Consider the following 12,629-nt stretch of genomic DNA (forward strand, 5'->3'; position numbering starts at 1 on the left):
ATGCCGAACAGACCCGAGATGAACCCGACCGCCGCACCCATCCCAAGAATGAGCAATACACTCACAGGCATCTCGGCGATCGGCAAATAGATTTGCACCCCGGTTCCCCCAATGGCCGGTGCAGCCACGTCGTTGTTACAGCATCGTGCAGGCGATGTAACGGTTACGGTCTGAACGGAAGATGACAGAACCGATCCGATCTCAACTCCTGTCCGCTGCCGATCGATCCAGAGCGACGGTCCGGCCATCATCCGCGGCCGGCGGCCGGTTGGCGATGGGGTCGACGGGCCGCGCCCGCCAAAGCTCGAGCGCTCCCTTGGCGGCTCTGATGTCGGCGGCGGCAAGGCGCATGGCGAGTTCGTCGCGCTTGCGAACCGCTTCCTCGTCGCCCTGGGCGGCCGCAAGGGAGAACCACTGGAAGGCTTTTTGCAGGTCGGGTTTCGCGCCGATCCCGCGGGCGAGCAGGATCCCCATGTTGAACTGGCTGTCGCGGAAGCCCGCCTCGGCCGCCTCGCCGAACCAGCGCAGGGCGGCGGCATAGTCCGGCTTGCCGGTGCTTCCCGAGGCCAGGAGCGTGGCGAGATTGTGCATGGCGCGGATGTTGCCGCCCAAGGCCGCGCGCTCGTACCAGAAGGCGGCATGCTTGAGATCGCGCGCGACGCCGGTGCCCTTCTCGAACATCGTCGCGAGGCGCTCCTGGGCCGGGGGAAGGCCGGCCTGGGCAGCGCGCTCGAAGAGGCGTGCGGCCATCGCCATGTCCTGCGCCATGCCGCGTCCCTCGGCCAATTGGGCCGCGATCTCGTAGAGCGCCGCCGCGTCGCCGGCGAGAGCCGCCTGCCGCAGGGCCGCCGGCGCCTCGCTCGGAATCACGCCGACCGTCGCCGGATCGACCAGGAACTGGCCCGATGCCCATGGGGTCGGAGCCACGGAGCCCGTGGAGAGGGTGGAGGCCTGGAAAAGGTTTGTCTCGGCTGCGGCGGAGCCGGCTTCCGCCATCTTCGGTGCCGGAGACGACACAGGTTCCATGTCCGCGGAGGACGAGGAGGAGGCCGCCGGGGAGGGGGCGTTCCGGTCTCCCGCAAGGATCAGCGCGGAGCCTGCCGCCAGGATCAGGAAGGCAAGCCCGAAGAGGAGAGGACGGCGCTGGCCGTCGAGACTCCGGCGCAGGCGCTCGAAGAGGGTGGCGGAGGCTGGTTCGTCCTCGCCTGTCTCGTCGTGTCCGTCATCCGGCGCAGGCTCCGTCTCCGATGTGGATGGTGCATTCCTGTCCGTCTCCGCGCCGCCCTGGGCGGCCCGGCGGGCCGCCGCGATGAAGCTCGCCCGCAGGTGGCCGTTGTCGGCTTCCGGAACCGAAAGGAGCGTTGCGCTGCCCGTCGTGCTCCCGGGTGCAGGCGCCTGCGCGGTCGATGCCGCCTGGCTCATCTGATCGGTGGCCGGTGCGGCGTTCTCGATCTGGGACAGGGTGGCGGCATGGAGCCGCCGCACGGCCGCTTCGAGGCGGTCCGCCGGCGGCAGAGGATCGGGCGAGGCGCTCGCGGCAGCGGGCGGCACGACCTGACCGGGCAGGCGGGAGGCGAGAGCCTCTAGGGCTTCGTGGACGGCGCGCAGGGTCTCCTGCGTCTTGCGGTCCGACCGGCTGTGAAGAGCCTTCAGCTCGACGAAGCCGTGCTTGAGCGTGTCGAGATCGCCGGCGGCGGGCAGGGTGGCGCGAATATCGGTCAGGGCCGTCCGCGCCGCGCGTTCGGCAATGCCGGCGGCCTCGTCCCGAAGCGCCCTGGCGTGGCCGCCCGTGGTCTCCGCATTCCTGTCGAGACGCTCGCCCAGGGCCGCGATCTGCCGCTCGAGGGCTTCGAGACCGGCCGGCGGGGCCGTTCCTTTCAGCTTCTCGTCGAGGGCGCGAAGCACCTGCTCGGCCAGGCTGGCGGTATCGGTTCTCTCGCCGAGCTGGCGCAGCTCCTGTTCGATGCGGTCGAAGCGCTCGATGAGGGGCTCCTGCGAAGGAACCTCCCGTTCTGCAACCGCTTCGATCCTGGACGAGAGCCGTTCCATCATGTCCGACAGGGCGCCGCTCTCATCCGGGCGACCGCCGGACAGGTTCGCCATGTGCTCGGTCATCAGCGCGAGCTGCTCGCTGACGGGGGCAAGATCGACGGGGGCGGGGTCCGGACGGCGTGTCAGGAGATCGATCCGCCGCCCGAGACTCTCCAGCTGCTCGGGGACCCGGCTCGTCTCCTGCGCGGTGGCGGTGACGTAGAGGGCCGAGCAGACATCGTCGAGGGAATTCTTCAGGGCTGCGAAGTCGCCCTTGTTCACCTGATGCAGGCGCAGCTCCGCGATCTGGCGGCCGAGGGTGCCGACCTCATCCGCGAGCCGGCCGACCTGCTGCGGCTCGGCCCGGTTGGCGAGATCCTGACGCAGGTCGACGATCTGGCTGCTGAGAAAATCGACGACGGAACGGTCGACGCCGGTCTTCGCGACCGTGTCGATCCTGGTCTTGATGAGATCGATCGCATCGGCGAGGCGCCCGTGCATGTCCTCGCCGATCTCCTCCGACAGGCTCTGGACACGCTCGTAGAGAACGGTGATGGAGCCTGCGAGGGTTTGCAGATCCCTGGTGGTGGGCCCCTGTCCGAAATCCTTCGCGAGCGAGCCGAGAGTCGCATCGAGGGCGGCGATCTCGCTCCGGGTCGCCAGGGCATCGATGCCGGCGCGGACGTCCGCGATCTCGGAGCGGATCGCCTCCACGGCCGGCTGCAGCGTGGGGCCGGTGCGTTCCAGATGGGCCGCAAGCCGGGACATGTCGGCCCGAAGCCCGGCGAGATTCTGCGAGACCGGGGCGAGCGCCTTGAGCGCCTCCTCCATCGGGAATGCGATGCGGGGCGGGGCGGAACGCTCCGAGGCCACCTGCCGCTCGACCGTATCGAGGCGCTCCTTCATCGAGGTCATGGCCTCGGACAGGATCGCGGCGATCCTGTCCTGCTGGTCGGCCGAGGCGCGGGCGGTATCGTTCAGGCGATCCTCCGCCTGCTCGATCCAGGTTGCCATGGATTCGAGCGCGATGGCGGTCCGGGAGGCCTGCTCCTGGGCCTCCCGTTCGGTCTCGGCCGCGATCGCGGCCATCAGCGTTTCGTAATCCCGCTTCGTCTGGGAGCGGGACGATTGCGACATGCGCGCGATCAGGTTGTCGAGGTCGCTGGCGGCCTTTCGCATGGCCGGGCGTGAATCCTCCCGGTGTTCGGCGAGGATGGCAGCCGCCCAATCCTCGAGAGAGAGGCCCGCCCGGCGCGCGGCGGCCTTCGCCAGCTCGCGGGCATCGAGGTCGAAATCGTCAGGTCTCGAAAGGGCGGGTCGTCTCATGGAAGGCTCGCGGGGATACGCTCGAACGCTTGAGACGGTCACGACCCCGTGCCGATGCCCGCCCTGCGGACTTGAGGCGTCGATAGGCGAATCACTTCGCCTGCAAGCCCTTCCCCCGCCACCGCACCTTTTGCCCGGCGTGGTAAAGAACCCGTTAAAACAGAGGGGATTAAGGGAGGCCGCGGCCTTTGGAGCGGACACTTTCCCCTTGGACATCCTGCAAGGGGAGGTCCCTTCGAGTCCTGTTAATATGATGTCCGTAATACTCTTGCAAAATCCGAAATAAATGTTCTATCATTTCATTACCAAAGGAGATGTGCTCCAAGCACAGCATTGACAACGAGAAATGACGGGGCGTTCCATGGACCATTACGCAAACGGCACCGCGGCCCAAGATGCCGCAGACGGCACGAAGTTCTACACGATCGGCGATCTCGCCCGCGAGTTCGGGGTCACCCTCAGGACCCTGCGGTTCTATGAGGACCGCGGCCTCCTGGCTCCTCGCCGGGACGGCACCGCCCGCATCTACGATCCCCGCGACCGCGAGCGCCTTTCCGTCATTCTCAAGGGCAAGCAGCTCGGCTTCACCCTCACCGAGATCCGCGCCATGGTGGCCGAGGAACGTGCCGGCGGCGTGCCGGGCATGAACCTGAAGCTCTCCCTCGACCAGATCGAGGACCAGATCCAGCATCTCGAGCAGCAGAAGAAAGAGATCGAGGCGGCCCTCGCCGAACTCCAGACCCGCCGCGCCGGCCTCGCCGCTGCCGCCTAGAGCATTTTTCGGGGAAGTGGATCCGGTTAGCCCTCAAAAAATGCGGCGAACCAAAGAAGGGAGATGATTCCACGCAAGTGGAAACAGCTCTCAGACGAGCGCGTCGTCTTCAGGCCTTTTGAGCGCCCATACCGGCCCCGAGCATCGGGCCGGGTGGGCGTTTGCGTTTGGGCGCCGGCCCGCCGGAGGCGCTGGGCGTCCCCGATCGCCAGACGGATGCTGCTACCAGCCTGTCCGCGGAAGATTTGTCGCCCTACATCTTTCCAAAACGGCAAGATAGTTTATATGTGAACTATCTACTCGACCGACACTCTTCCGTTTGGGAAGATGCAGCGTCGGTGCCGATTTGGGAGAGGTCCGAATGCCGGTCTACAAGGCCCCCGTCGAAGACGTCATGTTCCTCCTGAACGACGTGTTTCCGATTGAGCGTTACAACAACCTGTCCGGCTTCGCCGATGCGACCCCCGACACGGTGGAGGCGATCCTCGCCGAGGGCGCCAAGCTCTGCGAGGAGGCTTTCGCACCCCTGAACCTCTCGGGCGATCAGGAGGGCTGCACCCGCAGCGCGGACGGATCGGTGACGACGCCGAAGGGCTTCAAGGAGGCCTACGAAGCGTATTCCGCCGGCGGCTGGATGGGGCTCGCCGCGCCGGAGGAATTCGGCGGCCAGGGGCTGCCTTCCGTCCTCAACACGGTCATGCAGGAATTCATCTCCTCGGCGAACCTGGCGCTCGGCATGTATCCCGGCCTGACTCAAGGAGCCATCGCCGCGCTTCTCGTGCACGGCACCGAGGAGCAGAAGAGAACCTACCTGCCGAAGATGATCGAGGGCGCCTGGACCGGCACCATGAATCTCACCGAGCCTCATTGCGGCACGGATCTGGGCCTGCTCAAGTCCAAGGCCGTGCCGAACGGCGACGGCTCCTATGCCATTTCCGGCACCAAGATCTTCATCTCCGCCGGCGAGCACGACATGGCGGAGAACATCGTCCATCTGGTGCTCGCCCGCATCGAAGGTGCGCCGGCCGGCACCAAGGGCATCTCGCTCTTCGTGGTGCCGAAGTTCCTGGTGAAGGAAGACGGCGCGCTCGGCGATCGCAACGGCGTCTCCTGCGGCTCGCTCGAGCACAAGATGGGCATTCACGGCAACGCCACCTGCGTCATGAACTATGACGGTGCCAGGGGTTGGCTCATCGGCGAGGAAAACCGCGGCCTCAACGCGATGTTCGTGATGATGAACGAGGCACGGCTTGCGGTGGGCGTGCAGGGGCTCGCCCAATCCGAGGTCGCCTACCAGAACGCGGTGGCCTATGCGAAGGACCGGCTGCAGGGCCGCGCGCTCACCGGCGCCAAGTTCCCCGACAAGCCGGCCGATCCGATCATCGTGCATCCGGACGTGCGCCGCACGCTTCTCTCCATCAAGGCCGTCAACGAGGCGGGCCGTGCGCTCGTCGTCTGGACGGGGCTCAACAGCGACATCGCGCACCGCTCCTCGGACGAGGCGCAGCGCCAGGTCGCCGAGGATTACATGGGCCTGATGACGCCGGTTGTGAAAGGCGTGCTCACCGATCTCGGCTTCGACAATGCCGTGAAGGCGCAGCAGATGTTCGGCGGCCACGGCTATGTCGAGGAATCGGGCATGTCGCAGTTCGTGCGCGATGCCCGCATCACGCAGATCTACGAGGGCGCCAACGGCATCCAGGCCATGGATCTCGTCGGTCGCAAGCTCGGCAAGGATGGCGGGCGCGCCGTCATGACCTTCTTCAACGAGGTCGGCGCCTTCTGCCAGGAGAACGCGGGCGACGAGAACCTGAAGGCCTACATCGCGCCGCTGCAGCAGGGACTCGGCCATCTGCAGCAGGCGACCATGTGGTTCATGCAGAACGCCATGGCTAGACCTGACAATGCGGGTGCCGGCGCCACCGACTACATGCATCTCTTCGGCCTCGTGGTCATGGGCTACATGTGGGCGAAGATGGCAAAGGCCGCTCAGGGCAAGAAGGCCGAAGGCAACGGCGCCGCCGACAGGATGGATGCCAAGCTCGTGACGGGCCGCTTCTTCATGGAGCGCCTTATGCCCGAGACCGGCACGCGCCTTGCCCGGATCTCCACCGGTGCGGACACGACCATGGCGCTGCCGGCGGAAGCCTTTTAACGACATACGTCATCCCGGCCGAAGCGAAGCGCAGGGCCGGGATCGCGCGACGAGTATGCATACTTGAGAACGATCCCGGGTCGCGCTTCGCTCGCCCGGGATGACACATGATAGTTCTGGGAGGCCTCCATGGCTGAAGCCTATATCTACGATGCCGTCCGCACCCCGCGCGGACGCGGCAAGCCGGATGGCTCGCTGCACGAGGTGCCGGCGGTGGATCTCGCCGTGACGGCGCTCGATGCGATCCGCAAGCGCAACGATCTCGATCCGATCCTGGTCGAGGACGTGGTGCTAGGCTGCGTCGATCCGATCGGCGAGGCCGGCGGCGACATCGCACGTGCGGCGGCGCTCAAGGCGGGCTTCGGCAAGGAAGTGCCCGGCGTGCAGATCAACCGCTTCTGCGCCTCCGGCCTCGATGCGGTGAACTTTGCCGCGGCGCAGGTGATGTCGGGCATGAAGGACATCGCCATCGGCGGCGGTGTCGAATCCATGAGCCGCGTCGGCATGGGCGCCTCCGGCGGCGCCTGGCCCGTCGATCCTGGCCTCGCCATTCCCACCTATTTCCTGCCGCAAGGCATCTCGGCGGATCTGATCGCGACGAAATACGGCTTTTCCCGTGACGATGTCGACGCCTATGCGGTCGAGTCGCAGAAGCGTGCGGCGAAGGCCTGGGACGAGGGGCGCTTCGTCAAATCCGTGGTGCCGGTGAAGGATGTGAACGGCCTGACCATCCTTGCGAAGGACGAGCATATGCGGCCACAGACCGACATGCAGTCGCTGGGCCAGCTCAAGGCGGCCTTCGTGCAGATGGGCGAGATGGGCGGCTTCGATGCGGTGGCGACCGCCGCGCATCCGGACGTGGAATTCGTCAACCATGTGCACCATGCCGGCAACTCGTCCGGCATCGTCGATGGCGCCGCCGCCGTGCTCGTCGGCAACAAGGAGGGCGGCGCGAAGGCAGGCCTGACGCCGCGTGCGCGCATCAAGGGCTTTGCCTCCATCGGCTCCGATCTCGCGCTGATGCTCACCGGCCCCATCGACGTGTCGGAGCTTGCCTTGCGCAAGGCCGGCATGAGCAAGGACGACATCGATCTCTTCGAGATCAACGAAGCGTTCTCGTCCGTGGTCTTGCGCTACATGCAGGCGCTCGATCTCGATCCGGCGAAGGTCAACGTCAACGGCGGCGCCATCGCCATGGGCCATCCGCTCGGCGCGACCGGAGCCATGATCCTCGGCACGGTGCTCGACGAGCTGGAGCGCACCAACAAGCAGACGGCGCTGATCACGCTCTGCGTCGCCGCCGGCATGGGCACCGCCGCGATCATCGAGCGGGTTTAAAGAAACGTTACGCCAGCATCCTCATCCTGAGGAGGCGCGCAGCGCCGTCTCGAAGGACGAGGATGCGGATCCAGAGCACACTGGACCATCCTTCGAGACGCCCGCCAAAGCGGGCTCCTCAGGATGAGGTCCGAGGGAGGAAGAGATGGACTTCACCAATTTCCGCTTCGAGGTTGACGCCGACGGCATCGCGCTCGCGACCTGGGACATGCCGGGCCGCTCCATGAACGTGATCACGCCCGAGGTGATGGCCGAACTGGCGCAGATCGTCGAGACGGTTGCCGGCGACGAGGCGATCAAGGGCTGCGTCATCACCTCCGGCAAGGACGCCTTCTCCGGCGGCGCGGACCTCACCATGCTCCAGGGCCTCGGCGCGGAATATGGGCGCCTTGCTAAGGAGAAGGGCGAGGAGGCTGCGATGCAGTTCTTCTTCGATGAATCGCGCAGGCTGTCGCTGCTCTATCGCCGGCTCGAGACCTGCGGTAAGCCGTTCGCGGCGGCCGTGCACGGCGTGTGCCTCGGCGGCGCCTTCGAGCTGGCGCTCGCCTGCCATTTCCGCGTGCTCTCGGACGTGGATTCCACCCGCGTCGGCCTGCCCGAGGTGAAGGTCGGGCTCTTCCCCGGCGCCGGCGGCACGCAGCGCGTGGCGCGCCTGATGCAGACGGGCGATGCCTTGCAGATGCTGTTCAAGGGCGAGCAGCTCCGGCCGCTCATGGCGCGCAACATGGGCCTTGCCCATGCGGTCGCGCCGCGCGAGCAGATCGTGCAGACGGCCAAGGACTGGATCAAGCAAGGTGGTTCCGCCGTCGCGCCCTGGGACGCGAAGGGCTACAAGCTGCCCTCGAACAAGGTCTATTCCGCTGCCGGCATGCAGATCTGGCCGCCGGCCAACGCGATCTATCGCCGCGAGACGCAGGACAATTATCCGGCGATCCGCGCAATCCTCGAGTCGGTCTATCAGGGCCTGCAGCTGCCGATGGATCTGGCGCTGAAGGTCGAGTCGCGCTGGTTCGCCAATATCCTGCGCTCGAAGGAAGCGGCGGCGATGATCCGCACGCTCTTCATCTCCATGCAGGATTTGAACAAGGGCGCGCGCCGTCCCAAGGACGTGCCGCCGACGAACCTGAAGAAGATCGGAATCGTCGGCGCGGGCTTCATGGGCGCGAGTGTCGCTTACGTGACCGCCAATGCGGGCCTCGACGTCGTGCTCATCGACCGCGATATGGAATCGGCCGAGAAGGGCAAGGCGCATTCGCACAAGCTCATGTCCGACCAGATCATGAAAGGCCGCGCGAAGACGGCGGACCGCGATGCGCTGCTCGCCCGCATCACGCCCTCCGCCGAGTACGGCGACCTGAAGGACTGCGACCTCGTCATCGAGGCGGTGTTCGAGGACCCCAAGGTGAAGGCCGAGGTGATCGGGAAGGTGGAAGCGGCGATCAGTCCGGATTGCGTCTTCGCCTCCAACACCTCGACCCTGCCGATCTCAGGGCTGGCACGGCAATCGAAGAAGCCCGACCAGTTCATCGGCATCCATTTCTTCTCGCCGGTCGAGAAGATGATGCTGGTCGAGATCATCATGGGCAAGGAGACGGGCGACAAGGCGCTCGCCACCGCGCTCGACTACGTGCGCCTGATCAAGAAGACGCCGATCGTGGTCAACGACTCGCGCGGCTTCTTCGCCAATCGCTGCGTGCTCGCCTATATCCTCGAAGGCCACCTGATGTTCACCGAGGGCCTGCCGGCTGCGATGATCGAGCAGGCGGGCAAGCAGGCCGGCATGCCGGTCGGGCCGCTCTCGCTCAATGACGAGGTCGGCGTCGATCTCGGCCTGAAAATCCTGCGCGCCACCAAGGCGCAATTGGGCGAGACTGCGATCGTGCCGCAGCAGGAAGAGCTGCTCACCACACTGGTGGAGAAGGAGGGCCGCCTCGGCCGCAAGAACCGCAAGGGCTTCTACGATTATCCGGAAGGCGGGCAGAAGCATCTCTGGCCGGGCCTGAAGGATCTGCAGACGACACATGTGGAGCCCGAGCTCGTCGACATGCAGGAGTTGAAGCAGCGACTGCTCGTGACGCAGGCTCTGGAGGCCGCGCGCACATTCGAGGAGGGTGTGATCACCGATCCGCGCGAGGCGGATGTGGGCTCCATCCTCGGCTTCGGCTTCGCGCCCTATACCGGCGGCGCGCTCTCCTATATCGACTTCATGGGTGCGAAGACGTTCGTGGATCTGTGCAAGAACCTGCAGGCCAAGCACGGCGACCGCTTCGCACCGCCGAAGATCCTGCTCGACATGGCAGCAAACGGCGAGACGTTTTATGGACGCGCCGCGGGAGCGAAGAAGGCGGCGTGATGCTTCAACCCTCTCCCCTTTGCGGGAGAGGGTGGCGAACGGAGTGAGCCGGGAGAGGGGAATTCGTCAGGTGAATTCGGCCCCTCTCCCGACCTCGCTATTCGCGAGGTCACCCTCTCCCGCGTAGGGGAGAGGGCAATAGAGGAGCCTTCATGAAACCGCACTTCGCCATGATGGCCGGCTACAACGCCTGGTGCAACGCGCGCATCTACGACGTTGCCGCGCAGCTCTCCGATGCGGATTACCGCGCGGATCGCGGGGCGTTCTTCAAGTCGGTGCACGGCACCCTGAACCATCTCCTCGTTACCGACCGCATCTGGCTGAAGCGCTTCTCCGGAGAGGGCGAGGCGCCGAACCGGCTCGACGTGATCCTGTTCGAGGATCTTCCCGGCCTTCGTGCGGCGCGCACGAAGGAGGACGAGCGCATCGTCGCCTATGTCGATGGCCTGTCCGAAACCGATCTGGCCGGACGCATCCGCTACAAGACGATCACGAACCCGGCCGAGATCGAGCAGCCGCTGGCTCCGGCGCTGGTGCATTTCTTCAACCATCAGACCCATCACCGCGGGCAGGTCCATTGCCTGCTCACCGGTCTCGGTCTCGATGCGCCGTCGCTTGACCTCATCCTGTTCCAACGGGAGACGGGAATGGGCCTCACATGAACCTGTGGCTGCGCGTCCTTCACCTGATCCTCGCCTCGTTCTTCCGGCCGAGGCTCGATCCGGTGCGCGACGTGTCGCGGCTCTCCTTCCGGGTCTGGCCGCACGACCTCGACACCTCGCTCCACATGAACAACGGCCGTTACTGGACGCTCATGGATCTCGGGCGTACCGACATCATGATCCGCTCCGGCCTGTGGCGGCCGATCTTTCGGCACGGCTGGGTGCCCGTGGTGAGCGCCGGGCAGATCCGGTTCAGGCGGGAGCTGAAGGCTTTCAGGTCCTTCACCCTGGAGACGCGCATCCTCACCTGGTCGGAGAGCCACGTAGTCATGGAGCACCGGCTCGTCTCCAAATCCAGGGACGGCGGCCAGGTTCTGAACGCCATCGCCCTGGTGCGGGCCGGGCTCTACGACCGGCGGGAGAGGAGCTTCGTGTCCATGGAGCGCCTGCTCGGCGAGATCGGCCTCGAGGCCCAGGCGCCGGCCGCCGCACCCGAGGTCGAGGCTTTCCTCCAGGCGGAAGAGACGTTGAAGCGCGCCGCCTGATGGTCCAAGGTGGGCCATCGCCGCTTTAGGCCTGACCAACCCCGAATCGGACCATGCCTCGCATCATCGACTATTACTTCTCGCTCGTGAGCCCCTGGGCCTATATCGGCCATGCGCCCTTCATGGAGATCGCGCAGAAGCATGGGATCGAGGTCAATTTCAAGCCGGTCTTCCTCGGCCGCGTCTTTGCCGAAACCGGCGGGCTGCCGCTCGCCCAGCGCCATCCCGCCCGGCAGCGCTATCGCGTCGTCGAGCTGCAGCGCTGGCGCGAGAAGCGCGGCCTGTCCTTCAACATCTCCCCGAAGCACTGGCCCTTCGACGTGAACCTCGCCGACCGCTTCGTGATCGCGATCACCGCCTCCGGCAAGAGCCCCGACGTCTTCCTGCGCCGGGCCTTCGCGGGGATCTGGGAGGAGGAGCGTAACTTGGGCGATCCGCTCGTTGTCGCGGAACTCGCCGAACAGGCCGGGCTCGACTCGTCGGCGCTCATGGATGTGGTGACCGGCAGCACGACCGAGGCGATCTACGCGCTCAACCTGGAGAATGCGGTGGCGGGCGACGTCTTCGGCTCCCCGGCCTATGTGCTCGACGGCGAGGTGTTCTGGGGTCAGGACCGACTTGAACTGCTCGACGATGCGCTGAGCACCGGCCGCGAGCCCTACACGCCGGACACCTGAGAGCAAGCGCGATGCGGATTATCGGCCTCATCGGCGGCATGAGCTGGGAAAGCTCGGCCGAGTACTATCGCATCATCAACCAGGAGACCAACCGGAGGCTCGGCGGCGTTCACTCGGCACAGTGCCTGATGTATTCCGTCGATTTCGAGGGGATCAAGCGGCTTCAGCACGAGGGCGACTGGGACAGACTCGCAGAGGCCATGAAGGACGCAGCGACCCGGCTGGAACGCGGCGGGGCAGACTTCATCGTTCTGTGCACCAATACCATGCATCGTCTGGCCAATGCGATCGAAGCAGCTGTCGGCATCCCGCTCCTGCACATCGCCGATCCGACAGCGGAGAAGATCAAGGCGGCCGGCTTTCAGCGCGTCGGCCTGCTCGGCACGGCCTTCACCATGGAGCAGGATTTCTACAAGGGCCGCCTGCAGCAGCATCACGGGCTCGACGTGATCGTGCCGGAGGAGAGCGATCGTCGCGTCGTGCACGAGATCATCTACAAGGAGCTCGTTCTTGGAAGGATCGTGCCAGAGTCGCGAAAAGCCTATCGCGAGATCATCGTCCGCCTGATCGAGCGCGGCGCTGAATGCATCATTCTCGGCTGCACCGAGATCATGCTGCTGGTCTCCGACGAGGACAGCGCCGTGCCGCTGTTCGATACCACGACGATCCACGCAGTTGCGGCGGTCGATGAGGCGTTGAAAGGGGAGTGATCCTCCACGTCATGGCCGGGCTTGTCCCGGCCATCCCGATGATGTGAGGCGCAGCGCTCC

Annotated in this window: 9 protein-coding genes and 1 pseudogene; 8 read left to right on the forward strand and 2 right to left on the reverse strand. The window is 65.8% G+C overall.

The window, feature by feature from the left end; translation table 11 throughout:
• Both JKL46_RS36565 and JKL46_RS12075 read right to left on the reverse strand, forming a co-directional pair.
• Positions 1–98, reverse strand: a pseudogene (locus JKL46_RS36565) (sulfite exporter TauE/SafE family protein); the annotation flags it as partial.
• Positions 99–201: 103 nt separating this feature from the next.
• Positions 202–3,357 carry an SEL1-like repeat protein gene (locus JKL46_RS12075; RefSeq protein ID WP_201833098.1) on the reverse strand — a complete coding sequence of 1,052 codons (3,156 nt, stop codon included), beginning with the start codon at positions 3,355–3,357 and terminating at the stop codon, positions 202–204.
• Positions 3,358–3,718: 361 nt separating this feature from the next.
• Here JKL46_RS12075 and JKL46_RS12080 point away from each other — a divergent pair, with 361 nt between their 5' ends.
• The 8 genes from JKL46_RS12080 to JKL46_RS12115 all read left to right on the forward strand — a co-directional run bounded on the left by JKL46_RS12080 (position 3,719) and on the right by JKL46_RS12115 (position 12,569).
• Entirely contained in the window at positions 3,719–4,129 is a 411-nt protein-coding gene (locus JKL46_RS12080; RefSeq protein ID WP_201833099.1) for a MerR family transcriptional regulator, read from the forward strand.
• 361 nt (positions 4,130–4,490) lie between these two features.
• Entirely contained in the window at positions 4,491–6,284 is a 1,794-nt protein-coding gene (locus tag JKL46_RS12085) for an acyl-CoA dehydrogenase C-terminal domain-containing protein (RefSeq protein ID WP_201833100.1), read from the forward strand.
• A 129-nt stretch (positions 6,285–6,413) separates the two neighbouring features.
• A complete protein-coding gene (locus JKL46_RS12090; RefSeq protein ID WP_201833102.1) occupies positions 6,414–7,622 on the forward strand; it encodes an acetyl-CoA C-acetyltransferase in 1,209 nt (402 codons plus the stop codon).
• A 145-nt stretch (positions 7,623–7,767) separates the two neighbouring features.
• A complete protein-coding gene (locus tag JKL46_RS12095) occupies positions 7,768–9,975 on the forward strand; it encodes an FAD-dependent oxidoreductase (RefSeq protein WP_201833104.1) in 2,208 nt (735 codons plus the stop codon).
• A gap of 152 nt (positions 9,976–10,127) precedes the next feature.
• A complete protein-coding gene (locus JKL46_RS12100) occupies positions 10,128–10,637 on the forward strand; it encodes a DinB family protein (RefSeq protein ID WP_201833105.1) in 510 nt (169 codons plus the stop codon).
• Positions 10,634–11,182: an acyl-CoA thioesterase gene (locus JKL46_RS12105; protein ID WP_201833106.1), complete on the forward strand. Its 549-nt coding sequence runs from the start codon at positions 10,634–10,636 to the stop codon at positions 11,180–11,182. Before JKL46_RS12100 ends, JKL46_RS12105 begins: the two co-directional genes overlap by 4 nt.
• A gap of 53 nt (positions 11,183–11,235) precedes the next feature.
• Positions 11,236–11,859 carry a 2-hydroxychromene-2-carboxylate isomerase gene (locus JKL46_RS12110; RefSeq protein ID WP_201833107.1) on the forward strand — a complete coding sequence of 208 codons (624 nt, stop codon included), beginning with the start codon at positions 11,236–11,238 and terminating at the stop codon, positions 11,857–11,859.
• Between the two features lie 11 nt (positions 11,860–11,870).
• Positions 11,871–12,569 (forward strand): aspartate/glutamate racemase family protein, encoded by a 699-nt coding sequence (locus JKL46_RS12115; protein WP_201833108.1) that lies wholly within the window; start codon positions 11,871–11,873, stop codon positions 12,567–12,569.
• Positions 12,570–12,629: the final 60 nt, after the last annotated feature.

The organism is Microvirga zambiensis WSM3693 (assembly GCF_016735695.1).
Classification (GTDB): domain Bacteria; phylum Pseudomonadota; class Alphaproteobacteria; order Rhizobiales; family Beijerinckiaceae; genus Microvirga; species Microvirga zambiensis.